General features: G+C 39.8%; 25 protein-coding genes and 2 pseudogenes. 13 read left to right on the plus strand and 14 right to left on the minus strand.

The genetic code is table 11. From position 1 onward, the window contains the following. Window positions 1–93 precede the first annotated feature (93 nt). The 8 genes from CRI9333_RS03280 to tmpT form a co-directional block, all read right to left on the minus strand. Window positions 94–555 carry a hypothetical protein gene (locus tag CRI9333_RS03280; protein WP_015201740.1) on the minus strand — a complete coding sequence of 154 codons (462 nt, stop codon included), beginning with the start codon at window positions 553–555 and terminating at the stop codon, window positions 94–96. A 204-nt stretch (window positions 556–759) separates the two neighbouring features. Next, complete coding sequence (locus tag CRI9333_RS03285) at window positions 760–1,299, minus strand: hypothetical protein (RefSeq protein ID WP_015201741.1); 540 nt, start codon at window positions 1,297–1,299, stop codon at window positions 760–762. Window positions 1,300–1,387: 88 nt separating this feature from the next. Then, entirely contained in the window at window positions 1,388–1,783 is a 396-nt protein-coding gene (locus CRI9333_RS28030; RefSeq protein WP_041225915.1) for a phosphotransferase, read from the minus strand. Next, window positions 1,773–2,372 carry a phosphotransferase enzyme family protein gene (locus CRI9333_RS28035; protein ID WP_041225917.1) on the minus strand — a complete coding sequence of 200 codons (600 nt, stop codon included), beginning with the start codon at window positions 2,370–2,372 and terminating at the stop codon, window positions 1,773–1,775. The genes CRI9333_RS28030 and CRI9333_RS28035 overlap by 11 nt, the downstream gene beginning before the upstream one ends. 265 nt (window positions 2,373–2,637) lie before the next feature. Further along, window positions 2,638–3,036, minus strand: a complete 399-nt coding sequence (locus CRI9333_RS03300) for a hypothetical protein (protein ID WP_015201742.1) — start codon at window positions 3,034–3,036, stop codon at window positions 2,638–2,640. 327 nt (window positions 3,037–3,363) lie between these two features. After that, on the minus strand, window positions 3,364–4,269 hold the full coding sequence (gene rarD, locus CRI9333_RS03305) for an EamA family transporter RarD (RefSeq protein WP_015201743.1): 906 nt from the start codon (window positions 4,267–4,269) through the stop codon (window positions 3,364–3,366). A 200-nt stretch (window positions 4,270–4,469) separates the two neighbouring features. Continuing rightward, complete coding sequence (gene abc-f / locus CRI9333_RS03310) at window positions 4,470–6,086, minus strand: ribosomal protection-like ABC-F family protein (RefSeq protein ID WP_015201744.1); 1,617 nt, start codon at window positions 6,084–6,086, stop codon at window positions 4,470–4,472. Between the two features lie 251 nt (window positions 6,087–6,337). Then, the gene (gene tmpT / locus CRI9333_RS03315; RefSeq protein WP_015201745.1) at window positions 6,338–6,976 is read right to left on the minus strand and encodes a thiopurine S-methyltransferase; all 639 of its coding nucleotides are present in this window, start codon (window positions 6,974–6,976) and stop codon (window positions 6,338–6,340) included. Window positions 6,977–7,104: 128 nt separating this feature from the next. Between tmpT and CRI9333_RS03320 the strand changes: the two genes are divergently transcribed. Beyond that, window positions 7,105–8,094: an adenosine kinase gene (locus tag CRI9333_RS03320; RefSeq protein WP_015201746.1), complete on the plus strand. Its 990-nt coding sequence runs from the start codon at window positions 7,105–7,107 to the stop codon at window positions 8,092–8,094. A 962-nt stretch (window positions 8,095–9,056) separates the two neighbouring features. On the opposite strand, the gene CRI9333_RS03325 is transcribed toward CRI9333_RS03320, so the two are convergent. Further along, window positions 9,057–9,752: a LuxR C-terminal-related transcriptional regulator gene (locus CRI9333_RS03325; protein WP_015201747.1), complete on the minus strand. Its 696-nt coding sequence runs from the start codon at window positions 9,750–9,752 to the stop codon at window positions 9,057–9,059. A 90-nt stretch (window positions 9,753–9,842) separates the two neighbouring features. Here CRI9333_RS03325 and CRI9333_RS25520 point away from each other — a divergent pair, with 90 nt between their 5' ends. The 6 genes and pseudogenes from CRI9333_RS25520 to CRI9333_RS28270 all read left to right on the plus strand — a co-directional run. Further along, entirely contained in the window at window positions 9,843–10,265 is a 423-nt protein-coding gene (locus tag CRI9333_RS25520) for a DUF6220 domain-containing protein (protein ID WP_015201748.1), read from the plus strand. Window positions 10,266–10,274: 9 nt separating this feature from the next. Further along, window positions 10,275–10,712, plus strand: coding sequence for an MAPEG family protein (locus tag CRI9333_RS03330; protein WP_015201749.1), 438 nt, complete (start codon window positions 10,275–10,277; stop codon window positions 10,710–10,712). A 179-nt stretch (window positions 10,713–10,891) separates the two neighbouring features. Further along, complete coding sequence (locus CRI9333_RS26105) at window positions 10,892–11,212, plus strand: zinc-ribbon domain containing protein (RefSeq protein ID WP_015201750.1); 321 nt, start codon at window positions 10,892–10,894, stop codon at window positions 11,210–11,212. 121 nt (window positions 11,213–11,333) lie between these two features. Further along, on the plus strand, window positions 11,334–11,930 hold the full coding sequence (locus tag CRI9333_RS03340; RefSeq protein WP_015201751.1) for a CDP-alcohol phosphatidyltransferase family protein: 597 nt from the start codon (window positions 11,334–11,336) through the stop codon (window positions 11,928–11,930). Between the two features lie 153 nt (window positions 11,931–12,083). Next, entirely contained in the window at window positions 12,084–12,599 is a 516-nt protein-coding gene (locus CRI9333_RS03345) for a hypothetical protein (RefSeq protein ID WP_015201752.1), read from the plus strand. A gap of 104 nt (window positions 12,600–12,703) precedes the next feature. Beyond that, window positions 12,704–12,898, plus strand: a pseudogene (locus tag CRI9333_RS28270) (cytochrome b/b6 domain-containing protein); the annotation flags it as partial. Here CRI9333_RS28270 and CRI9333_RS03350 read toward each other — a convergent pair. Together CRI9333_RS03350 and CRI9333_RS03355 are read right to left on the minus strand one after the other, a co-directional pair. Beyond that, window positions 12,895–13,890: pseudogene (locus CRI9333_RS03350) on the minus strand (RNA-guided endonuclease InsQ/TnpB family protein); the annotation flags it as partial. The pseudogenes CRI9333_RS28270 and CRI9333_RS03350 overlap by 4 nt on opposite strands. Window positions 13,891–14,277: 387 nt before the next feature. Beyond that, window positions 14,278–14,700: a hypothetical protein gene (locus CRI9333_RS03355; RefSeq protein ID WP_015201754.1), complete on the minus strand. Its 423-nt coding sequence runs from the start codon at window positions 14,698–14,700 to the stop codon at window positions 14,278–14,280. Between the two features lie 353 nt (window positions 14,701–15,053). Here CRI9333_RS03355 and CRI9333_RS03360 point away from each other — a divergent pair, with 353 nt between their 5' ends. Continuing rightward, a complete protein-coding gene (locus CRI9333_RS03360; RefSeq protein WP_015201755.1) occupies window positions 15,054–15,452 on the plus strand; it encodes a tetratricopeptide repeat protein in 399 nt (132 codons plus the stop codon). A gap of 132 nt (window positions 15,453–15,584) precedes the next feature. Beyond that, window positions 15,585–15,752, plus strand: coding sequence for a hypothetical protein (locus CRI9333_RS26530; RefSeq protein ID WP_015201756.1), 168 nt, complete (start codon window positions 15,585–15,587; stop codon window positions 15,750–15,752). 187 nt (window positions 15,753–15,939) lie between these two features. Here CRI9333_RS26530 and CRI9333_RS03365 read toward each other — a convergent pair whose 3' ends face one another. The 3 genes from CRI9333_RS03365 to CRI9333_RS03375 all read right to left on the minus strand — a co-directional run bounded on the left by CRI9333_RS03365 (window position 15,940) and on the right by CRI9333_RS03375 (window position 19,004). Next, complete coding sequence (locus tag CRI9333_RS03365; RefSeq protein ID WP_015201757.1) at window positions 15,940–17,643, minus strand: protein adenylyltransferase SelO; 1,704 nt, start codon at window positions 17,641–17,643, stop codon at window positions 15,940–15,942. Window positions 17,644–17,931: 288 nt separating this feature from the next. Then, window positions 17,932–18,249, minus strand: coding sequence for a hypothetical protein (locus CRI9333_RS03370; RefSeq protein ID WP_157462264.1), 318 nt, complete (start codon window positions 18,247–18,249; stop codon window positions 17,932–17,934). Window positions 18,250–18,689: 440 nt separating this feature from the next. Continuing rightward, window positions 18,690–19,004 carry a hypothetical protein gene (locus CRI9333_RS03375; protein ID WP_015201759.1) on the minus strand — a complete coding sequence of 105 codons (315 nt, stop codon included), beginning with the start codon at window positions 19,002–19,004 and terminating at the stop codon, window positions 18,690–18,692. Between the two features lie 241 nt (window positions 19,005–19,245). On the opposite strand from CRI9333_RS03375, the gene CRI9333_RS28510 reads away from it, so the two are divergent. The 4 genes from CRI9333_RS28510 to CRI9333_RS26110 all read left to right on the plus strand — a co-directional run bounded on the left by CRI9333_RS28510 (window position 19,246) and on the right by CRI9333_RS26110 (window position 25,912). After that, window positions 19,246–19,452 carry an HNH endonuclease gene (locus CRI9333_RS28510; protein WP_390370098.1) on the plus strand — a complete coding sequence of 69 codons (207 nt, stop codon included), beginning with the start codon at window positions 19,246–19,248 and terminating at the stop codon, window positions 19,450–19,452. A gap of 123 nt (window positions 19,453–19,575) precedes the next feature. Next, window positions 19,576–20,271, plus strand: coding sequence for a hypothetical protein (locus CRI9333_RS03380; RefSeq protein ID WP_015201760.1), 696 nt, complete (start codon window positions 19,576–19,578; stop codon window positions 20,269–20,271). After that, window positions 20,268–21,026, plus strand: coding sequence for a DUF1822 family protein (locus CRI9333_RS03385; protein ID WP_015201761.1), 759 nt, complete (start codon window positions 20,268–20,270; stop codon window positions 21,024–21,026). Before CRI9333_RS03380 ends, CRI9333_RS03385 begins: the two co-directional genes overlap by 4 nt. A gap of 62 nt (window positions 21,027–21,088) precedes the next feature. Further along, complete coding sequence (locus tag CRI9333_RS26110) at window positions 21,089–25,912, plus strand: CHAT domain-containing protein (protein WP_015201762.1); 4,824 nt, start codon at window positions 21,089–21,091, stop codon at window positions 25,910–25,912. Window positions 25,913–25,929 lie beyond the last annotated feature (17 nt).

Below are 25,929 nucleotides of genomic sequence, written 5' to 3' on the forward strand. Positions count from 1 at the left end.
ATGGCACCTAAAAGTAGGTGCCAATTAGTAGCGCGATCACTCTTCATACAGAAAGTCAATTTGTTGAAATGTCAGCCCTGTTTTATACAGCATTTACTTTTTAGCAACAGGTAGCCGCAGTCCTGAGACAATCTTGAGCAAATACGGTTCAAATCGTCGCAAGCTTTCTACACTCTCGAACTTAGTAGTCTCGGCAGTTGGGTCAAAGGCGGTCGCAATCACATAGAGTTTGGTGCCATCAAATGCAACATGACCGAGTTGCTGCTCTTTTGCAACTCCACCTTTGTCAATACCAGAGAACCCATAGCGAAGCCCTGGCAGTTTGCCAGCAGTTATTTCTTCTGGGGTTCGTGCAGAAAAAGTCACGAAATTACCATACTCAGGTTTACGATTTTCCTCAAAGAAGGCATAATAGTCAGCTACCCAAGCTCTCAACGATCGAGATACCTGGGCTTTGTATTTAGGGCTGTGGTAGTTAACTGAACCAGGCGGGACACCAGCTTCAGTAAGCATTCTCTGGAAATCAGGTAGGCTTTCTAAAGGGTAGGTGAGCAACTCTACACTGCCTACTTGCTGCTTATTCTCAGAAACACAGAGAAAAATAGGAGGATCGCAAGGAACGGCTTTCCAACGGGCAGGTGCAGGAGTTTGTCCGAGAACTGTCTGCTAATTGATTTCTGTAGTTGGGCTGTTTTGTTTTAACTTAGGGCTTTGTGTCTGTGTTTTCGCGCCTTGGAATTGAACTATAGTTAATAATTGTCAATCTTCATCCATCCCACAAATATTTGCTAAACCTCCTATAGCTTTTTTCATTTCGTCCCAATAAGTAGGAAAATAAATATCAAATTCTTCAGATGTTCTTTCTAGCATCCATCCTGAAAAAAACCAGATTAAATTACCTATTTTTTTGCCTTTAGCTTTGACGTAAAAAACTGAAATTTGATGATCGTTAGATTCTGAAAGTGTCAATCCCAGTTGCTTATATTTTTCAGCATTAACTTTTAACCCTTGTATCCTTGAAGGTTTATTTTTATCAACCTTGCCTACATTCTTATAAGGTATTTCAACAATGTCTACCAAATCACTTGTTAATAAATCTATTATAATAATTGAATCAATTTCAAGTAACTTGTTTTGATAATGGGGATCGTCAAAATCTTTTAGCCACTGATTAGCATATTGAACAGCATCTTCTAAATTATCAAAATCCTTAAATACATCATCATGTCCAAAAGGTGATAAACGTACTTGAAAGGATTGATTTTCAGGTTGTTGATTTATACCGAAAGAGTTAAACATTGGCTTTATTAAACGTTATTTAATAAATTAAGGCGATACAAAAACAGCAGTCCGCTCCGACTGGATTGTTATGCCAGTGTTGATTGACTCAATAAAGAAACAGGAAGGTCTCACCCTGCAAATACGGGTGCAAGTGGTTCTTGACGACATAAGGCACAGCATGAGAAAGCCAGTCGTGTTCATCGGGGTTGGCACTGAGAAAAGCAAAGTTTTCCACTGTTGATCCTACAAAAAATGCTTCAACAACGCTTTGATAATTTTCTGGTAATGTCCTAACACTTGTGTAGCCCTCGAAGAAATGCCAACGCAACGATGCTTCAATATCTCCAAGTGATTGACCAATATCGTAAAGGTAAAAACCAAAACCACATCGTGAAAAGTCAATTGGGCGTACTTCTTCACCATAGAGAACGTAGTTACCTGAGTGAAGGTCAGCATGAATTACGCCCCACGTGTCGCGTGTCTGCTCAAGGCTAGGCAGCAATTCTTGGACTTGCAGGGCAGCCTTTTGGAACACTTGATAATCGTCTGATGAAATTGCTTTGTTTTGCACCAGCACACCCAGTTGTGAGTGTTGCAGATTTTAGCTGCTCTACGTCGTGTGTAGGACGAGAAAAGCCCCCTGGCAACGACCAAGCATTTGAATGTTGATGCAGTTGCGCCATTAGTACACCCAACTGTCGAACTTGCTGTGCTGTGGGTTCGTCCTCAAGATGCGAACCTTCTATCCATCGCAGCAACGAACAGGATATGGAAGATTCGGATTCCGTCCTAGCAAAGCTTGTTACCCATTCACCCAACCGATTTTGCACAGGTTGAGGCACAGTTAGTTCAGTGTCGTAGGCTAACGCGTTGAGCCATAGCAACTCGGATTCAATGGTTGATGGCTCTCTCCAAACATTATGCTCACCGTCGATAGTATTCTCAATACCAATATGCAGACGTAGCAAAAACTTATTTCCTGATGGTATCTCAACCTGAAATGTAGTGTTTTGGCTTTGCCCTAAAAATGTTAGTTGAGCATTAGGCAAGTCGTAGTATTTTAGGGCGGAAGTAGCAGTTTCTACATTCATAATTTTTTATTTTTCCAGAGTGATTAAAGAGGGTTAAATTTAAAAAATGAGCGTACAGTAGTTGCAATACAACAAGGTAGTAATAAAGTGCAGTAGGGAATAAATATTTTAACAAGTACGCTACTTTTTGGTTAAGCGCCACGTGCTTTGGTGCTAATAAAACACTTAATTAATATTGAATGTGCGAACTGACTCAGAGAGCGCAACGCGATCGCACTGTTGATTGTAGTGTTATAACAGTGTAACTATTTGACAGTTTTAACTTTTAATCTGATTGCAGATCGCTACATTTATCCTGCCAATTATACCCACCTTTTCTCGGTAATTCTTCTTCAAAATCACAGGCAGCAACGGCTTTGTAACTGAGTAACCAGAAATCTTCTAGCAGTCGAGATATGCTCTCTATGTATAAACCTCGCTCCGTACCCTCGGTTCTCTCTATATCAAGATAAAAACGATAGTAGAGAAAACCATCAGGAAGCTTACTGCGCTTGTTGTTGTCAAAGTCATCATTGTTGATCACGTCAATTTCACCTTTTGGGGTACTAACGCTCCCCCGCTCAATCTTGCCGGATGTTGATTTAGCAATGAGTCCTACGAGTTCATTTCTGTTGACATCACAATCAACGTAAAGTTTGCAGTACAGGCTGTCGTAATCATTCATACTTGGTAGTGTGTATCAACTTAAATCTATTAAGTAAAAGTCAGCCTAGCGGCTGGTTTTTAAAAAGTGTTATTTAGTAATATAAATTTCAAAAAGCTACATTAATATATCTGAAGAAGCAGAGTTAACAAAAACGTCTTTTTTCGTTTTAAATTTTAAATAATTTTTCATAACCCAATCTAACGCCGAAAACTTAAAGCTAATTGTAAATAAGTTGGATCAACTATCAACTGATGGCACAATGGCAAGTTTTGGATAGCGTCCGACTCGAAAAAAAGGCATACCTATAATTCAGCAACGCCGTCAATCTGAGATCAACAGTGTCATTCAACTAAACTTCTGTTTAACCAAAGAGGTTGTGGAGTAAATGACGAGTGCTACCCAGATGAAGCCAAAGGTGACAGCGTGTGTGCGGGTAAACGGTTCATGGTAGAGAAATACCCCCAGCATCAGTTGCAGGCTCGGAGCTAGGTACTGGAAAAAACCTAGAGTGGAAAGCCGCAACCGCTTGGCAGCGTTGTTAAACCATAGCAGTGGAAACGAGGTGATCACGCCAGAACCAATAAATAGCAGCGAGGTAGACCAATCTACACCTAAATGCCCTACTCCCGTTATCGCCCAGTATCCAACAAGTACCCAAGCCACAGGCGCAAGTAGCAGTGTTTCTACTGCAAGTCCTATGAGCGGCGCAACCGCCACCAGCTTCCGCAGCAGCCCGTAAAAGGCAAAGGAAAATGCTAACCCTAAAGCAAGCCAAGGTACTTCTCCAAAATCCCAGACAAAATTAGCAACTCCAATCACAGCTAAGAGGACAGCTAATTTTTGACCAAGATGCAATCGCTCTTTGAGGAACACAAATCCCAGCAGCACATTCACCAGTGGGTTGATGAAGTAACCTAAGCTTGTCTCTACAACTCGATTTGCATTCACTCCATAGATGTAAAGTCCCCAGTTGAAGGTGAGCAGCAAAGCAGTGATGAGCAAAATTCCCAAGCGAGTTGGGGACTGAAACAGCTGATGCAATTCTTGACTTCGCTGCTGAAGAAATACTAGCCCTGTTAAGAAGACCATCGACCAGATGATGCGATGGCTTAACACTTCGCTCTCTGATACTTGTCCAAAGAATTTCCAGTAAATTGGCAGTAGACCCCAAGCTGTGTAAGCTAAAACCGCATAGATTGCACCAGTCTTGCTAATTGCTTTTGAGGAGTCTGGATGAGGGTTGCTAAACAAAAGTCAGTTGCTTTCTAAAAGTGCAGTAACGTAGGAATTACTTTAGCATTTCTTCTAACGTTGAGTAGCCTATGCTTTTTGCAAATGTAATAATTGAATAAACTTATACTCAAATAAGTTAGGAAGTTAACTGATTTGAAACAAGTGCCACTTTTAACCTGTAAGGAGCTAATTATTGTCACTTTAATCAGATTGCTATATCAACACACCCGATGTAGGCGATCAACTAACTCTTCATAATATTCTTCTTTTTCATCTGGTAAATAATTTGTTCTTTGCAGCGTTTGCTTGCACAAGCAATATGAATCGGTAATCTGAATACGGCCCAGAAAATCTAGATCGTGGGAAATTACCCAAACAGCACCAAGATATTCATTAACTGCTTCCACCATCTGATCCACTGTGGGAATATCTAGATTGTTCGTAGGTTCATCCAAAATTAACAAGTCAATTTCGGAAATACCCAGCATTGCTAGTGCCAATCTCGCTAACTCCCCTCCACTCAGCACCGATGCTAATTTATAAACGTCATCATTGAAGAAAAGAAAATGTCCGAGCTGCTGTCGGATAAGTTGGTACTCTAATCCCGGATTTGCTGATTGTATATTTTCCAAAATTGTGGCAGAACGATTCACCAATTCATAGGTTTGATCCAGATATACAACATTCATTGTTGGAGAAACCAATACCTCACCAGATTCCAGAAAGGCGTGTGTTCCTTCCGTGTTGACAATTGCTTTGGCCAAGCTAGATTTACCGGAACCATTTGCCCCAGCTAGAGCAACTCGCTGCCCAGAAACCAAAGGAAACTGAATGTTTTCGATCAACAGGCGATTGGCAACCCAAAGATTTGCTCCCTGAATTTCAATGAGATTTTTGTGCTTTTGACTTTTTTGGTCTAGCTGGATACTTGTTGCTTTATTCGTCTTAACTTTGGTCTGAACTACTTTTTGAGTGGCATCTGTAATGGCTAGTTCATGTTTTTGTTTCAATTTTCCAGCCGTTACTTCGGCTTTTCGTTTTAACGTCCCTGCCAAAATTTTGGGCATACTATCGGCATGGAGGCGACCATTTCTCTGAGATTGGGCGGCTCGTTGCTGCTCCTGCATGGCAGAATTCTTGGCACGTTTGAGTTCTTTTTTAGCAACTTCGTGAGATCGCCATCTTGCTTCTAATTCTGCCTGTTTCTGTTCTCGATACAATGAGAAATTCCCACCATATACACTCACTCCATTAGGTGTGAGTTCCCAAGTCGTATTAACAACGCGATCTATAAAGAAAGGTTTGTGAGAAACAATTACAAACGCACCAGTGAAGTACTTAAGAAATTGTGACAGTTCCTCAAGTGCCAGATAATCTAGATGATTTGTTGGTTCATCTAGCAACAGGACATTGGGTTGTTGAGACAAACCAATCGCTAAAAACAGCTTTGTCAGTTCGCCACCGCTCAAAGAAGCAAGCAACAGCGATAAATCTAGCGTTGTATTAAATTGTGTTTCTAGAATGTCACTAATCTGCCACCACTCATCCGAGATGGAAAACAGGAAATTTTGCACGGTATCCGCTGTGATTTGTTGCCGAATAGTGCTGATTTGGGGCAAGTAGTAGATCGATGCACCGCGCCAAACAGAACCACTACTAGGTTCGATCTGTCCTGCTAAAATTTGCAGCAGTGTCGATTTACCCATTCCATTCGCGCCGACAAGCGCCACGCGATCGCGTGGCTCAAGGCTTAATTGCACGTTTTTGAATAGCGTGCAATCGGGCGGAAGTTCATATGTCAAGCCATCAGCCAACAAATAGGGCTGTTGTGGCATATTGACCACCTCTAAGTTATGAAAGGTTGAAAAGGCTCAGACAGGAATTGCTCGATGCAAAACGTTATGTTGAGTGGTGCATCACCGCTGCAATCCTTTGTAAAATTTAGATTAGCTTTCGTTGTAGTGTCGTTACTTCATTTCTGGATGGGAAATCAGGAGCCATTACATTACAGAATATACTACATTGGAGGATTCGACAACGTTCGTGGATCATAGTTCATAAACATTTAATCCGATATCTATATCTTTTAAAATTTTTGGAGCAACCAAACAGTCTCAATTGAGGCAACTTCTCCCTTTAATCCACCAGCGACATCCTTGCTTTTAACAGCCTTCAATTGATAAGCAGCCGCATAATGGTCTTTTACTTCTTCTTCGCTGATTGAGAACGGCGGGCCATCCATGAGTTGTTGATTGTATTCGTAGCAGATCAGCAACTGCGGTGCCGCGTTGGTAATTTTCATCAGGTGTGACGTATATTGATTCCGCATCGAAGCTGGCAATGCCACCAACGCAGCTCGATCATATACTGCGTCAACAAGCCCAAGAACTTCAGCAGAAACATCAAAAATATCACCGACAAATATGTCGATATCTTTTGCATGGTAAAGAGTTAATTTACCAACTCTTGTGATTTTTGGCTCAACTCCAAGATTGTTAAATAACTCGTTAATTGCCAGTTCGCTTAATTCTGCACCGACAACTCGATAACCGCTCTTCAGCAACCATGCCAAATCGCGTGTCTTGCCACACAACGGTAGAAATACACGGCTGCCCATAGCCAAATTTAATTTTTCAAAATGTTCTCTTAGTAATGGGTTGCCCTCACTTTGGTGAAAAGCAATATCACCTTTTTCCCATTTTTGATGCCAAAAACTTGCTTCCATATCAATTTTTTCACTACTATTGATTCAATCACAGACCACAAGTAGAACTGGTTTCTCCTTAGATGGGATTAGCTCTGTTATTATTAGTCCTGTTCAAGTAAAACAGAAATTATTCTAGGAGATCAACAATGGGCAAAAAATATGATGTTTATGGTATAGGTAATGCCTTAGTAGATATAGAATACGAAGTATCTCCAGAGTTGCTACAAGAGTTGAAAATTGATAAAGGTGTAATGACACTTTTAGATGAAGATAGTCAAAATCATATTTTGGAAAATCTCAAAAATCTTCATTGCCATAAGAGTTGTGGAGGTTCAGCAGCAAACACAATAGTGGCAATTAGTCAATTAGGGGGAAAAGCTTTTTATTCCTGTAAAGTGGCTAACGATGAATTTGGAGATTTTTACAGAGAAGATTTACTCAACTCTCAGGTAGATACCAACTTAAAAAATGGCGATCGCCAATCAGGAATTACAGGTAAATGTTTGGTGTTAGTAACTCCTGATGCAGATCGCACCATGAATACATTTTTGGGAATTACTGAAAAATTTTCTACACAAGAATTAGTATTATCAGCACTCACTGATTCAGAATATGTATATATCGAAGGGTATTTAGTGACTTCTCAAAGAGGAAAAGAAGCAGCTATAAAGGCTAGAGAAATAGCCCAAAAAGCGGGAGTAAAAACTACCATGTCCCTATCTGATTACAACATGGTGAAATTTTTCAAAGATGGTTTATTAGACATTATTGGGACTGGTTTAGACTTGATTTTTGCTAACGAAAGTGAAGCATTAGAACTAGCAGATACACAAGATTTTCAAGTAGCTGTAGATCACCTAAAAACTCTCAGCAAAAAATTTGCCATTACTCGCGGTTCCAATGGTTCAGTAGTATTTGACGGTCAGAAATTAATCTCTATCGCTGCACCTCAAGTAAAAGCTGTAGATACAGTGGGAGCAGGAGATATGTATGCAGGAGCTTTTCTCTATGGAATTACCCAAGGTATGAGCTATGAAGAAGCTGGAAAATTAGCATCGTCCGCAGCTTCTTTGATTGTTACATCCTATGGGCCAAGATTAAAAACTGAGGAATTAAAGGCATTAGTTACTACTTAGCGGGACTTAGACAAAGTTCAAGCCCAAACAAGCCCCAAAGTAGCAAGGTGTAAAGCAAATACGTCACTATTTTCTTGAAGACCACTTACCCTTTTTCATAAAGACCTTCTAGCTTGTGAGCGCTGTGATGTTAAATTTGTAGCGCCCTAGAACTACATAAGTAAATCAAGATGCACTCTTTACGACATATAGCGTTTCCTAATCTAGTGATGTACACCTCAATGGTCAAAGCATTTGCACTTTAAGCTATCGGTAATATCAACGTTTTTATGTGCAAATGCTTCGCCTCTACCCATAATATTGATTGCCATACCTCATCTGACTGGGAAATGCTATGTCAGTTCATTAATGAACTAATAATTGGTAATGTGGATTGTGCGATAGCACAGTCCAGCTTCGCTCTTACCTAAGTAATTAATGGCTAGAATCATTTCTGATTACTTATTAGTTAAACCGCTTGAATCAAACCTATTTTGCTCAAAAACGAGCCCGTTTTAAATTTATTTTCTAATTAAAATAATTTGCAAAAATACTTAAGCCCTATACAGAGCAACGAATATATAATTTAAAGCTAGTTTTTACCGTTGCTACAAAAGGTTGGATTGTTATTATTCTGAGTGATGTGAGATAAACTTATTATAGATAAGCATATCCTTGATTTAGATGGGTTGAATTCTCGGCTAGAAATTTATTTGTTGGAACAACGTAAACAGATTTATACGTTGCGTCTCAAACACCTCACGCTTAAAATCTATATTCCGTACTTCAAGCCGTAGTAATAAAGATTTCTCCATTTTTAGCAGTTTAGCGTTCTATTTGCAAATCACAACCTGAATTTTTGTTTTGTTCGCGATCACAATAAAACAAACTAATAATATTAACCAGGTAATATCTATAAGATGGAACGAGAAATTAAAATCTTTAAACTAAAGTAATAATATTGCTAAAATTTAGCGAGAAAATTATGAATATTGACGTACAGCAAAAAGCTGTGCAACCATCTCGGCACGCGACGAAACCTCAAGCTTACGGAACATCCGCTTTAATGCCTGCTTGACAGAATTTTCCGTAATCCAAAGTTCATTGCCAATTTCTGCATTTGTTCGTCCCAAAGCAACTAATTGTGCAATTTGCATTTCACGGGGCGTTAAGCGTGAGCCACCAATAGGTTGATGCTGGGATAATTCTTTTGAGTTGCTACACGATCGCACCGTTGTCACCCAAACAGATAAATGTAAGCAGATAGCACTCAAATCGGCGAGATTTTGTGTATCAAAGGCAGGCATAGACTTTTCACGAGTGCAGCCCACTACACCTACTAATTGACCGCGATTGATGATCGGCCCCGCCATCACGTGCCAATGATCCGGACGGGGACAGATGATTGTCCAAGCTTTTGGCGACATTACTAATGCTTCGTGGACAGGAGCATGGCGCTCTACTAAATAACGCACCACAGGATTATGTTCAACTGATAGACCTATTTTCAATATTTTTTGCAGATTTTTATTTAAATTGGGAAGTTGATCGAAGAAAAAAATGGCACATCGTTTAGCTACAAAATACTCACCAATTTGGGGGACGATTTGCGATCGCATTTCATCTTCACTATGGGCTTGATCGATGGTTTCAAACAAAAACTTCAAAGGACTTGTCATAGGTAAAGTTGACCAAAGTGTACCCGTTCGAGGTCTATCCGCATCTTTATTGCTCTGTTTATATTATCTTTAATCTCAAAAACACCTGATATGACAGTAAATTCGGAAATTGATAGCGCGAGCATACGCCCTCTTTTTCTTGGCTTTTATACAACTTCGGTAATCTTTAACATCTGCTTGATTTTTCAGTTATTAACGGTTGGGGTTGCTTACTTTAATAACCCTGAATGGTGGAATATTCATGTTTGGCTAGTACGAGGCTACAGTGGACTGTCATTAATATTACTCTTATGGTCATTCATCACCCCATTCCCACGTCGAATACAACGTCTCACTGCAACTCTACCAGTGCTGCTGGGACTACAATTTACCAGCATTCATATCAAGACTCCTTTTCATCTAGAAATACTACATCCTTTGATGGGATTTAGTTTATTTTATGTTTCTTCAAGCCTTGTACATGGCGTATCGCGCATTTTGCCGTCTGTCAATCATCACAACGAGCAAATTTGAGAGGTATAAATGGCGCAAGATACAATTTTCAGCCCCTTCTTTGCAACAGTGTTTCTAACACTCTTGGTCTGGGTGTATATGTACATCCGCCGTATCAGTTTCTTTACCAGTTTAAAGAGCCACTCTCTTGATATGGCTGTACCTACTACACCTGAGCAACTGGCGCAGATATCGCCACCAAGCGTATCCAATCCATCAGATAACCTCAAGAATCTGTTCGAGATTCCGGTAATTTTCTACGCGCTAGTGTTATACCTCTTCATGACAAAGCAGGTGGATGCAGTATATGTCAATGCCGCGTGGGTTTTCGTTATATTTCGCGCATTGCATAGCATCGTCCATTGTACATTCAATTTCATCATGGTTCGGTTCTACCTCTACCTATTCGCCACCCTCGCGGTATGGTTCATCACCATCCGCGCAGCCATTATTCACTTTGGCACATAGCTAAGTTAACCTACTGATGCCGTATAACAACGCCCTTCATTCCCAAAAAGAGCGATCGCTTTTTCAAAAATGGGTAACATATCATAAATGCTCAATTAATGAGACTGAAAAATTAAATTACTGCTCCGAATGTATCAATTAGAAGTTAGGAAAGAGGTTTATTAAGGACACTCCCTGATATGAAGAGTGGAAAACAGCGTCGAATTGAACTCAAGGCAAAAAAACAATCTCGTAAAGAAAAGCTGTCTGCCAAACAGCTAACATTGAGAGAAAGCCAGAAGCTTCCCCCGTCTAAGTTGGCAGTATTACAAGACGGTGTAATTGTTGATACAACGACCCTTGCTCCTCTTAACAGCTACAGTGTTCCAGACTTCGTTCAGCGTCAATATTATATTGATCGACCCTTTACTTGTGCAGATTGTAACAGTCAAGAAATCTGGACAGCAGCGCAGCAGAAGTGGTGGTATGAGGAAGCTAAAGGTAGTTTATTATTGCTCTGATTTTTAGCCAGAGCCAGAATCAGATGGGAAGAAATTTGGAGATTTTTTAGGTATAGCAGAAGGACAAAACTTTACTGTTGAAAACCCGTGTTCGTCTTGTTGAGAGCCAAAAAGGTTAGTAATGAATACTCAAAAAGTTCCTTTTTTTGTTGAGCGAATTCCCAGCATTCTTGTTGGTATTCGTGTAGCGATCGCACCTCTACTGGTGCTGGATGCGCTGGATCATGATACTACAATTTGGTTCGTTGTTGGCTATATTATTGCAATTTTATCTGATATCTTTGATGGCATCATTGCCCGTCGATTAGGAGTCAGCACAGTTGAACTTCGACAAGCAGATAGCTGGGCAGATATCTTTCTGTTTATTTGCCTTGCTATTAGCACATGGTTAGTCTATCCTCATGTGTTGAGGGATTTTAAAACTCCTTTATTTTTGGCTCTAGCCGCTCAACTAATTTTATTTACTATTAGTTTAATTAAATTTAAAAAACTTCCTAGTTTTCATACTTACACTGCGAAAATTTGGGGACTGATGCTGTTGATTGCTACTGTAAGCTTATTTGGGTTTGACTATGATAAACCCCTGTGGCTGGCAATTGTTCTTTGTTGGATAAACAGCACCGAAGAGATAGCAATGACATTACTATTGCCCGAATGGAAATGTGATGTTTTGAGTATCTTTCACGCTTTAAATCTGCGCCGCGATTTGCCCCAGTGATTTACAAACATCAAAACAACGATTTAATAAATTTAAAATGAAACAGTTTTTTGACTATATTATTTCAATTATTGTCACAATAAATCCCCTAGAAAGATAACACTTGCGATCGTGCTTATGGGAAACTGATTATGATGATCTGAGGAACCCGCCATGGAACTGAATCAACTTAGTTTATTTGAAGATAACAACATACTAGCTCCTAGAGCCGATAAGCTCGTGATGAGCCAGGATGCTTTGCAGCAGTGGAAACAGAAAATTTTTCACTATCAGCAACAGATCAGATACAAGCAGCCACCTCAACAAGCCAGTCTTTTTGACCTTGCGCCAGTACATTGTGACTCAGATAGTATTGACCCCTTCAGCCTGAAGCTGCAACCATCACAGTTTTACCGAATGGCTGAACAGGGTGATTCAATCTGCATTTACTTTGTGGTTGATAACGCGCTGCCTTTATTGCTTTATGTGGGAGAAACCAAGCGCACACCTAAGCAACGCTGGATCACCCATGATTGCCAAAAGTACATCATGCAGTACATTGAGTTGCATCGTCGCTACCAGCTAGATGTGGCAGTATGTACCGCGTTCTGGTGGAATACTCCAGTAGAGCTTTCTTCAGCGACAGAAATTGGAGAGGGAGTTGATACTAAAATGGCGATCGCCATTTAATAAGGAGAATTGGGAAATATGGGGGCAACCTTTTAAAAAATAAATTTATTTTTTAATTTGAATTAATTAACTACTTTTATGATGTTCGTTAGCCATTGCTGTAAATGAAATCGACTCAACCTTATCAACCCCTCTTGCTTCGCATTCTGCATGGGTTCACTGGTCTGTTTCTAGTGGCTGCAATACTAACAGCTTTTTGGACTTACGATACCTACGATGGGCGTTGGGGAAGAATTCCATTACCTACCTATCGAGATATAGAAGGGGTACATGGCACTTTTGGTTTATATACCTTATTAAGAGGTACATCAACAAATACCCCATTACATTCACTAAGTTTGTACTTAATTAGTGAAGTTATATTGCTAATCCCAACATCTAATAAAGACCGATTTAGTCCGGCTTTTTGATGTTTTCTCGAACTTCCCTTTTTGGCTTTACGAGTCATCCCTTTGACGTTCAACTTCTCCGTCGCTACCAGGCTATTACGGCTCACTATCTGTGCAGCGATTTGATGTTGCCAATCTTGTCTCTGATTGGCAATTGTATTTTGAAGTTTACTTATCTTTTTCCGGTTCTTTCTCCAGCGTTTAGAGGCTTTAATTTTCTTCTTGAAATTAGGCGCACGTTTACGGCGTAATTTCTTAGAAGCTTTCTTGATTTTTTGTTGAGTATTACCTAAGAATCTCGGATTATCAATTATCGTTTCATCACTACAAGCAATTGCGTGATACGTGCCAAAATCTAACCCAACAGCACCATTACCAGTTTGTCGAACTGGTTCACAATTAACTGTGATTGAAGCATACCATTTCCCCTGTTTCCAGATAATAGTTAAGGTTGTTGGTGTACCCCAAGTTCTGGCTTTACCACGCATCTGAATTTGTCCCAAGTTGGACAACTCCAAATAACCGTTATCGCCTATGGTGTGTGCTTTCCATCCACTTGTTGCGGGATAAGTCCAACCACGATAATCACGCGCAGACTTAAATTTAGGGTATCCGCCTACGCCTTTAAGGAATCTTGTATACGCAAAATCAACACGCTTAACTGTTGCTTGTAATGCTTGCGAACCTAATTCTTTATACTCAGTCCAGCACTCCTTAAATTCTGGTAAAAGATTCTGTTGCTGATAGTAACTAACGGAACGTCCAAAACGATTATATTCTGTCTTTCTTTGATAAAGACAGGCATTATATAAATCTTTATGAAGTCGTCGCCAATAATGCAGTTTGACTTCTTGGGACTTACTTGGATATAGGCGAAAGGTTGCCCTGCGTGTTACTATCATAAATATTATTCCGCTATTTAAATAAATTAAGAGTAAAGTTGTATTAAATAATGCTCGTTGCGAACCTGTGCGATCGCATCCCACCAACGGCATTAAAAAAAATATTGCCACAAATCTTCTATGCATATATAATTCCTTATGCTGTTACCGACAATAAAGTAACAAGTGAAAGTTAGTAGACCGAAAACTTTGGCGATCACTGATTAATCAATAGTTAATTTTATTAATTTACGCTTTTTACACATTGAACTTTTGAACTTGAAATACTTTGAAGGCAACAACTTAAGGCGATAATATACTAATTGTAAGTTTAAATATCAACCAATTTTAGCTTTTCCAGCCGCAGAAAATTTTTATCCTAAATGCGAGCGCATCCTTGTTGGCAAATTATTCATCAGATCTGATAAAATTTTTAGTTATGCGATGATAAATTTTACGCCCATTTTTAAATATAGATATTGAAACAGATCCATTTTTTCCAAGTGGATTAAAGTTAGCCACTTGATAAGTGAATCCTCCCTTAGAGGCTTTAAGTAACCAGGGGTTTACCCCGCTATAAGGATCATTTTTTTTGATAACTGGTAAAAATATTTGTGTCTTATTTTTTCTGTTTTGATGAATATAATGAAAGCCACCTAGAGATTCTTTGCAGATCGCAATATTATACTCGCTTGTACTGAAAGCAAGCATAGTTAAAAGTTTCTTGTTTTTACACAAAATTGATTCTTCTTGAACTGGATTTGCTGAGGCACTATTAGACAGCAAGATTGCAGAAATGTAACTCAAAAAAGCATAAGTTAATAGTTTCATAATTAATTTAATGTTTTTTATTCAGATAATAAATGCTTATCTTGTTTTAAAACTTTGGTTGTAAAATATTTAGCATTACTGGCATCTGCACCTGCCATCTATTTAGACAGAGTTTACAATAAAGCAAACGTTGTAAAGCTTGCAATATTTAATAATGATTTTTAACGTTACGCATTGCTAACAATTATTTTTTTTTTGAAATTTTTATGTATTGATGTAGCGCAGTATACATCAATAAGAAATTTTTTAACTTTGTCTGGTATATTTCTAGCATTACGCTACGAGCTTGACGGGGGAGTGTCAATTTTAAATTCCAGCACAATAGAAAGTGAGTGAGAGCAAAAGACAATAGTATGACTTGTAGAGAATCAGATATTAACTCCTCATATTACTGGCAAACTAAAGGTTGTGAACTTTGCGCGATTGAGCAGTATAGTGAAGCCATCTCAGCATTCGATCTGGCATTGAGCTTTGAGTCAAATGATTGCCGTACTTGGAATTATCGCGGCAATGCTTTAAGTGCTTTACATCGGCAAGCCGAAGCGTTGAGTTGTTACGACAAAGCCACTGCGCTTTCTCCTTCCTATCATCAAGCTTGGTTTAATCGAGGATTGCTGCTTTCTGAAATGTCTGCTTATGGATCTGCGATCGCATCCTACGATCGCGCTATCAAACTATATCCTGATTCCCGCTACCTTCATGCCAGAGCAAGTATTGGGATAAAACAGAAGCTGGTTCTCTTTGCTTTTTAAACAATTTATTCGGGGGCGACCAAGCTCTAGTTAATCTAAAAGGAGCAAGCGGAATTAAGGCGCACAGGGGGGTGGGGTTATTTATTTACTCCACTACCTCGGTGTCTAAAATCCAATTGGAGCCTGACGGCTGTGTTAACTTTCCGCCCAGAAGATGCTAAAAAGATAGTCGTAGAAGAGCATGAAGAGGCATTTTGGGCAGTGCAGCAATTTGAGGATGTGCCGCTAGTTCCAGGTGTTGAGAACAGAACTTGGCAATTATGGGATTTTGTTATGCAGATGTCAGCACCCAAGAAATAAAATCACCAACAGTATTTACGCAACTGGCGAGTGCGATCACTAATGAGTATTTTATGAATTCGCCAACAGTATCGAGATACGTGCAATTTTTTATCATATCGGACTCAAACTCATTGCAAACCTGGCTTTCAACAGTTGCTCAAGAACAAAGCTGCTCGTATTGAATAGCTGCGTGACAATCAGCTATTCAAGATGAACAGCTATAGTGTGACACGCCACCCGTGTTAAAAAACGCATTAGGTCTTAGACGATAGTATTTATCTTCTACGTCTTGTGATTGCTCATCATATGGATAGAAGAGGACTTCTTGCAACTCTTTAACTAAAGTATAGTCACCCTGCATGGCTTGTTGGTACGCAGGGGCAATCAACCACTCTCGCCATGTGTATTTTGGGTTCGTCTGTTTCATCTTTGTCGATATCTCAGCCAAATTGCCGTCGTTAATGACGAGGTCGCGCCAGCTTAAGAGCCAAGATTGCCATTGTTCATCGAGTTGTGGTGAAGTTTTAACGTAGAAGCTTTTTTTCAATGCTGAGATATCATCTGGTATATGGGATAACTCGCGGAAGAAAATGGTGTAATCTACCTCTGAGTCAGTCATTAACTGCATCAATTTTTCAAATAGCTTTGGGTGATATTCAGTCAAGCCAAGTTTGTCCGCCCACATTTTTTGGATTTGTTTTTGCATGGCTTCTGAAAAGCCGCGGCCTACTTGGTCGAACTGTTCTAACGCTTCAGCATCTTCTTTCAGTAGCAGTCTCACAGATTTCCAAAACATGTAATAATTTGCTTCTGCTGCAATGGGCTGATTGAAGAATGAAAAGTGCTCGCCGCCACCAGTCCAAGGTTGAAACCAAGGGTCAAATTTTTCACAAAATCCAAAGGGTCCATAGTCTAGGGTAAAGCCTCCAGCAGCGCAGTTGTCACTGTTAAAATTACCCTGGCAATAACCAACACGTAGCCAATTAGCCACCAGTGAAGTGAGACGCTGGCGAAATAGCTTAGCCAACTCAACTAATTGATCGGCAAAACCAAGGCTTTGATTAATGTCGCTTTTGTACTCTCGCTCAATTAAGTGCGACACTATCATGCTCAACTCTTCTAATGCTTTTGGATGAGCATTGCTGCGAGTGCGGCGGGCAAATAACTCTAGCTGACCAACGCGCAAAAAGGAGGGTGCAACGCGAGTTGAAATGGCCACAGGATTGTCCACCAAAACATCAGGGTCAATAGAGTAGGAGTCTTGAGAATACCAAGGCCGGGTAACAGTCTCAGATTTAGAAACATACAGTGTCAAAGAGCGCGATGTTGGCACACCTAACGCTTGCATATAGTCTTGCGCTAGAAACTCACGCACACTTGACCGGAGGACAGCACGCCCGTCGGCACCCCGGCAATAAGGCGTTGGGCCGCCCCCTTTCAATTGCATTTCCCAGCGCTGTCCATTGATGATTCCTTCAAATACAGATATTGCTCGACCATCGCCATAACCATTACCCGTACCAAATGGACATTGTTGGGTATATTCGGTGCCATAAATCGACAGGGCATAACCCGTCGCCCAGCCCACCTGACGCATCGGCTCATGGGCAGCAGAGAGATCACCAGAAAATACACGGCGAAATTTTTCATTAAGCGCCAGTCCATCGCTCAACCCAAGTTCCTTAAAAAAAGTGCGGCTATGAGCTACATATTCTGGGTCTGCAAGCGGCGTGGGTGTCACAGGCACGAAATGACCAGAAAAAACCTGGCGGGCCCGGTGATCATCACCATCTGCAGTGGCATCAGGATCGGCATTTAAGGTATCCATCAGAGAATAATCCGCCAATTGCACAAACTCATCGAAGGTCGTTACACAAGGTTCAGCAGAGGGTTGAGATGGATATGACATTTTTGCTAGCGCCGATATTGTCGGCAAGGATTCGTGTTTAAAACAATTTTTAACGATCGCTACTTTATGACATCTAGTGAGTTGAATCTTCTCAATACTATTCTGCTTGAAGATGAACAAGCCTAAGCTGATGTACTAAATCCTCAGCCAGATTATAATCAAGAAAGTAAGGAGGTGTATAGATCAATTCTACTTTTAAGTTTGAGTTAATATCAAGTTTGAGCAATCCACTATGTAACAAATTTTTCATCGGTCATATATTCCAACAGAGAGCCGCTATTAGGGGAACTATTTTTCTATAGTTTCCCTTTTAAACGCTAATTTTAATTCTGGTAAACCAGAATCTTTAAATCGTTTACGAATTTCTTCTGTAGCAGAAGAAAATGTTGGAAAGCCTGCACTTAACCCAAAAGGAATCCAAGCACTATACTTCATAGTTTCAAGTTGAATATTGACCTTAGCAGGTACTATATACTTACGAGGTGACACATATAACTTCTTAACATATCCTTCTCCATTACCTAGCTGATTAGTAGCAGGCATAGCAAAGTCTTTTAACTTTTTTAAGGAACGTAGATACCAAGCCATAACTGGTGAGCGCGTCATGATTAGTAAAAGAACTCGTGGCACTGATGGATACATTTGGTACGAGTTGACAACAAATCAGTGGGTTGCTTGGGTTCGTTCTGATTTCGTTTGCCCGTACCACGAATAGTCCTATCTTCATATCAAGTTTGGGAGAATCATTAGTAGTTGATGTAGATGCAGAGGTAAACGCGATCGCGTAGCGTCTCGGAACGAGAATCGCACAATCGCCCAATACTAGCGATGAACCTGACCCTGAATTAAATTCTCACTTACTAAATTCTGCACTCCTACCAGTTGCAGTAGAGAAAGACGCTAACGCGCCTGAAGTAGACCAAAATGTAAATCATCTAGAACTAGAATCTGCACGAGAACCTGAAACTGCACTGCCATCTGAACCAGTAAGTGTTCCAGGAATTGCGTTCTGGCGTTACTGTTTGCAAGCTTTAAGCATTTTGGCTCTAAATCTTTCCTTCAAAGCGTTGGTACCAGATGATGTTAGCCAACGCCGTAACAACCAGGACAATGCCGCCACCTACAAGAGCCAGCATAGGATAATAACCACTTCTACTCAGGGTCTTCATCCATTGATGAGTTAGCTCAGAAGATACTAACTGGTCAGCAATTAAGGGAAAGAGATACATCAGCGTCGCACCTACAATGAGCCAACCCACCATCGAGGTGAGAATAAAAATGGTTTTGGCGGTTGATTGGCTACCCATGCGCGATTGTGATAAAGAACTAGAACTGAGGGTAGCATCTAAAAGCGAAATCATCTACTCCAAGTATTTGTGGTGTTACTACCTCAGAAGTAGGTTAGGAAAGAAAAGTAAATATCGAAATTTATTCTAAAAAACCTCGCTCACATTTTAGCAAGGTCATAAAAAACTCTGCGTAATTTTTCAGCACTGCCCTGTTAATCAATTGAACACCTTCAAACCTTGAAACTCAGGCAGTGAAATTATGGCTAGTATGTCTCCAGCATCCAAGCGCCGCAAGAGACACCATTTATTGCAAATGTATGGAAACCACTGTTGCTGGTGCGGCAAGCAAATGAGAAGGTCGGAAAGAACTATTGAACACTTAGTCCCCAAAAGCTTGGGTGGTTCTAATAGTCTCTCGAATTTGCGTTTGGCTTGTTTCAGTTGCAATAATTCCCGTGGGAACAGCCTGTTACCTCCACAGATTAGAAAAACTTTTGAACTTCCAAATAGAAGTTACTAAGAGCATTTAGTTGAACTTCGTCAAAATCTACTCCCAACAACTTCTGGATATGCCTATAAATATTAGCATCTGCTTACATAGGATAATGGCGAAATCAATAACCACACCCTTGAAAAAAGCGGCATGGATGACCTAGACCAACGGTTGACTGCTTTAATTACGCAAATACGTCAACACCCACCTAAAAGCCGACAATGGCGATTTGCTATGAATGGGTTAATACGAGAAATTCAACAATTACCAAAATTAGCCAGATCCTCTCATCCAGACTATTCACAAGCCCTAAGCCTTACATTTGAGTGGATTAGCAAGAATATTTTTCAATTTCAGCCTTATTCTGACTCAGTTGCAGAAAGCTTGGTGAAGTGGGTTAACGGCTACCTTCGCTGGCGAATTCAAGATTTATACTCTCCTGATAAAAATGCTCCACTCAGCTTAGATGCTCCAATTGCCTCAGATTTTGGGGAAATAACTTTGCTCGATAAGTTACCCAATTTTACTTTGAGTGGTTTGGATGGTTTAATTGAAAACTCTCAGCGAAAAACTACTCAACGGATTGGTCGAAAATTAGAGCGTTACATTGAGCAAGATCCTGAAGGGAATCTTAAAAATAGTTATCCTAGTTCTTCTCCTGAGTGTAATTGTCAATTCCTCAGCCAGCGATTTGTACTTAAAGAACCACCTGACAAATTTGCAGATATACAGCGAGAGTTGAGCATTCCTTACACAACCGTCAATTCGCATTGGAAAAGAAAATGCGAACCAATACTGCAAAAAGTTGCCAAAGATTTGGGATATAAACAGGAGCAATCGTTATGAATAGCACAACTTCCCCCTTGTTAATGGTTCCGCTAGATTTAGCAATTCATTCTAGAGCCAAAGATTTAGCTGCTCAACAAAGCACTGTAGAAAAAGGAAAACGAGTTTACTTAAATGCCTTAGCAGTTTACGCCGTCCACTGTTATTTAAATTGGTTGCAAATCCCAACAGATTTAACAGAATCAGATTGTTTTAATCCAGTAAAAGCCGCTTTATCAAATGTAGCTGATTTGGTAATTCCAAATATCGGAACATTAGAATGCTGTCCAGTTTTACCCCGACAAACTGTTATTTTATTACAGAGTGCTAGCGAACAGAGGATTGGCTATGTAGCAATACAGTTTCAAGAAAGCCTAGACTCAGTACAACTATTAGGATTTGCACCTGCCTTTGATGAGGCGAATCCACCTGCACAGTTAGGAGTGTCAGAACTTCAGCCTATTGAGGCTCTTTTAGAGCAAATTACTCGTTTAGAAGAAGGGATCGCATTTCTACAAACTGATGATCCGGTAGCAGTACAAGTCCGTTCGGTATTAGAAAACAAACCTTTATCAGAAATTGTGGCACGGTTGGAGATTCTTTACCGAACTGTCGATGAATTTGAGTGGCGGTACGCTGGAGGAGAAATATTAGCGGTCGAGTCTACAGCTGTTGGTGCTACCCGTGAAACAATTCAAGCTGATGATAGCGAATTAGAAGATTTAGCTGAAATGTTAATGGAGAAGTTAGCAGAAATTTGGGGAGATTCTGCGTAATTTTTGTGAAGATAGCTGACTTACATATAGCAGTTCCTAAAATCTACAGGATTTAAACAACAATGGCACAACGTAGCGAAGATTATTACAGACTAATTCACCATCTGCTCACCTGTCGTGATGGAGAAGAGTCAAAGATTTTGATGGCAAATCCTGACTTAATTGATGATGGGTTAATAGAGGCGCTAAAGCAAGTATCTAGTATGATGGCGCAGCAAGGAAACCAGAACTTGGCTGATTATTTAATTGATATTGCCAAAGAGGTTCCCAATACACCATTTTTTAGAAGTGTTACCAGTGCGACAGGTGCGAAAAGTAGTGCTTCACCAAGAGTAAAAGATTTACAACTGCCCCCTCTCCTAGATGAAATATTCAAGACAATGGGAGAAAGCCAAGGCAACCCGCAAGTTGTGTACAGGTTGCTGCAAGCTAATAAGGACAAACTCAATGACAATTTTGTTGAGCAGTATCATCAATGGGCTGTTTCTAGTTTGCACAATGCTGATCCTGATACAGCCGAGATGCTGGCAACACTAATTATTGGTTTTAGCAGTCTAATGTATCAATCTCCGTTGGGTAACAGAGATATTAACTTAGAAATTGCGATTACAGGGTACGAAGTTGTTGCTAACATTTTTACCCGTGAAGCTTTTCCGCAAAAATGGGCAGAAAGTCAATTAAATTTAGCCCCAGCTTACCGCCATCGAATACGAGGAAATCGTGCCGATAACCAAGAAAAGGCAATTGCTGCTTGTAATAATGGCTTGCTTATCTACACTCGTGAGACTTGTCTAGACAAGTGGGCTACACTGCAAAATAATCTCGGTCTTGTCTATACTGACAGAATTACAGAAGACAAAGCCGAAAACCTCGAAAAGTCTATTTCTTGCTATGAAACTGCTTTAAAAATTGTTAATCGTACTCAACTTCCTGAACTTTGGGGTACTCTTCAAAATAATTTGGGTAATGCCTACCTTTTTAGGATTCAGGGTGATGAAGCACAGAATTTAGATCATGCGATCGCTTGTTACCAAGTTGCGCTGCAAGTGCGTACCCGTTCAGCATCGCCCTATTATTGGGCTAGTAGCCAACACAACCTTGCTACTGCTTACGAGCAAAGAATTTTAGGCAATAAACAACAGAATTTAGAAAAGGCAATTTCGGCATATATTAACGCCTTAGAAGTTTACACCATTTCTGATTATCCTGAACGTTGGGCAGGAACAAAAAGTAGTCTGGGAAATGCCTATTATGCAACAGATAAATTTACTGAAGCAATTGACTGTCTCCGCGCTGCTTTGCAATTCTTTACTTCCACCAATTTTCCCAGAGAGTGCATTAGAACTGGATTGATTTTAGGTAAAACAGCCTTGGCTGCTGGTATGAAAGCAGAAGCTTTTGAAGGTTATTCTGTTGCCATTGAAGCTGCAGAACAAATTCGCCATTGGGGTGGTATTTCTAATGCACAAGAAATACCTGAAGAAATTCAAGCCTACACAAATATGGTTGTTTTCTGCATTACCAATGGCGAACAAGATAAAGCCAGAGAATATGCAGAACGTTCTGGATTTCAACAGGTTTTAAGCTTACTGGATGATGAATTCAAGAAAGTATTTTCAAATTTACAATTTCTTGGACAAGTATTACAAGTAACGGCTGAAAATCCAGGGGAATCACAAATTGTATATCAACTACTAGAAAATAACATTCATCAATTAAATGAAGAATTTGTTGAGCAATTGCAAGCGATTGAGTATGGTTGGCGAGACCTTACATCAGGACAAAGTATTCAAATTGCCGCAACTTTGTTAAGTTTTAGCGACCTGATTCAGCAATTTTCAATAGGCGAGCAAGCGACTAACTTAAGAATTGCAGCTACAGGTTATGAGGTAGCCACGGCAGTTTTCACCAAAAAAGATTTTCCTGAACAATGGGGAAATATTCAAGATCGCATCCGTAGAATATTTCTGTTTCAGCTATTTGAAGTACTATCAAAAAATCAACAAAATTCTGAATGTATATACCAGTTACTAGAAGCAAACAAGCACAAACTAGATGAACGTTTCGCAACTATTTTGCGATTGAATACAGAAGCTATACTGTCTGAAGTACCACCAGAGGGTGCAAAAAGTATTGCTACGATCCTTTTCTATTTGAGTAGTCTGATTCAGGAATTTCAACAAGGTAATCAGGCAAATAATTTAGAGATTTCCATTACAGGTCATGAAGTTGCTGCTAAAGTTTTGCAAAACGAAGATTCACCAGAAGCATGGTGTCTGTGTCAAAGTATGCTTGGTAATGCTTACCACCGTCGAATCAAGGGTGAGCGAGCAGAAAATCTCGAAAAATCCCTTTTTTACTTGCATAAAGCTTTGCAAGTTCCTACCCACGAACAGTTTCCCCAACTTTGGGCAGAAATTCAAAGTAATTTGGTTATTGCTTATAGCTATCGAATTCGTGGAGATCAAGCTGAGAATTTAGAACTAGCAATAAAAGCTGGCGAAGCTGCGATGCAGGTTTATACCCGTGATAAATATCCTGAAGGATGGGGAAAAATCCAAAACAATTTGGGTATTGTTTACCGCGATCGCATTCTAGGTAACAAAGCTGAAAATTTAGAAAAAGCGATCGCGCATTATCAAAATTCTCTTTTAGTTCGTACTCGTGAAGACTTCCCAGAACTTTGGGCACAGACTCAAATGAATTTGGCATCTGCCTATCGTAATAGACGATTAGGTGATGCAGCAGAAAATGTGGAAATGGCGATCGCTGCTAATACCTCTGCTTTACAAGTTTACAGAAAAGAAGCCTTTCCTGAAAATTGGGCGGGAGTACAAATGAATCTGGCTAATGCCTATCTTCACCGCATTCATGGAGATGAAAATGAGAACTTACAAAAAGCGATCGCTGCTCATCAATCTGCTTTAAAAGTCTTAACGAAAGATGAATTTCCTTACTCTTGGGCTATGACTCATCTGAATTTAGGAAATGTCTTCTTAGCGCAAGATCAAACAGAAGCAGCAATTACTTGTTATCGTTCAGCTTTAAAAATCTTCACTCCCATCGCTTTTCCAGCAGAATGCCTAAAAGCAGGACAAATGCTGGGGAACACTACTTTTATGCTTAGTGATTGGGCTGAAGTTATTAAGGGTTATAGTGTGGCGATTGAAGCTGTAGAAAACAGTCGCAGTTGGGCAAGTTCAGAAACACGTCGTCAAGAAATATTAGCTGATTCTATCCATATTTACCAATATATGGTGCAAGCTTGTATTAATAATAAACACCCGAGTAAAGCTGTTGAATATGTCGAACGTTCTCGCTCAAAACGACTCGTAGATTTAATGGCAAGTAATGATCTTTACTCAGATGGTGAAATACCCCCTGAAATTCAACAGTATTTACAAGATTTTGAAGCTATACAACGGCAGATTGATAATGAAATACATTATAATAGCGGCAATCTTGATGGTAATGAACTCGGTAAAAGCGGACATAATCGGGCTGCGATCGCACCTGATAGCGAAACAATTGCCAATTTGGAAGCTAATAAACAGCAAATTTGGGAGCAAATACGTCGCTTAGATCCTGTACTGGCTGGTCAAATTCAAGTAATTCCTATGAATTTGTCATCAATACAGCAGCTAATTAAACTGCCGACAACAGCTATTCTTAGTTTTTATATTACTTTGTTTGACACCCATATTTTTGTCATCCGACAAAATCAAATTAATTTGCACACTTGTACTGGATTAGGATTTGAAATTTTACAAGCATCTATTTTAACTCCCTGGTTAGAGCAATATCTTAATAAACAAGATACTTGGAAAGAGCAATTACCCTTATTAGCAGCAAAACTAGCTGAATTTTTAAAATTAAATAATTTAATTGCACAACATTTAAAAAGCATTGAGGAATTGATTATTATTCCTCATATAGGATTACATCAAATCCCTTTTTCGGCTTTACCAATTGCTGAAAATCAATATCTCGGAGATAAATTTCTCATTCGTTACGTTCCTAGTTGTCAAATTTTAGAATTTTGTCATAACCGCTCCACCAGTGGTAGTTATTTGGACTACGGCATAGTAGAAGATGCTACTGAAGATTTACCCTATGCTAGTTGGGAAGGAGAACAACTAGCAACTTTGTATGATATTCCCAATCATTTGCATTTAAAAGGTAATCAACAAGCTAGTGTGAGCAACTATCGGAATCTGCTGCAAAAAGTACAAGTAATTCACTCTAGTCATCATGCCCAATCGCGGCTTGATAATCCTTTAGAATCGGCATTAATTTTAGCAGATGGGTGTATTACTTTAAGTCAGTTATTAACTCCAAGTTGGCGTATTCCTCAGCTAGAAGAGGTATTTCTCTCCTGCTGTGAAACTGGTTTAGGTGTGGCTGAGATCACGGACGATATTTTAACTCTTTCAACAGGTTTTCTTTGTGTTGGTGCTAGAAGTGTTATTAGTACACTTTGGGCTGTGGATGACTTGGCAACAGCACTGTTTTCTTTATTTTATTATCAATACCGACATCAGGGAAATCACCGATTAGAGTCAATTAAAAAAGCTCAATTTGAACTGCGAACTATTACAGGTGAAACTCTTGCTATTGTTTACAAACCGAAGTTAAGTGATTTCCTGACGCAGAAACTCAAGGAAACCGACACGCTGCGTAAAGAAGCTAAAAAAGAACGGGATATTCATCCGCATGATTCTTCGATGTACCAGCAAGTCGAGCAAGAATATAAAAAACATGACCAAGTTGGAAAACAAATCTATCAAGCAAAACGAAATTTGGACTCTTTTTGTCAAGAGTCCAAACCTTTTTCCCACCCTTTCTATTGGGCTGCTTTTACCTGTTCAGGGTTAAATTCGATTTAGATTTAGCCCCAGAAATC

It is taken from the genome of Crinalium epipsammum PCC 9333, from assembly GCF_000317495.1.
GTDB lineage: Bacteria > Cyanobacteriota > Cyanobacteriia > Cyanobacteriales > PCC-9333 > Crinalium > Crinalium epipsammum.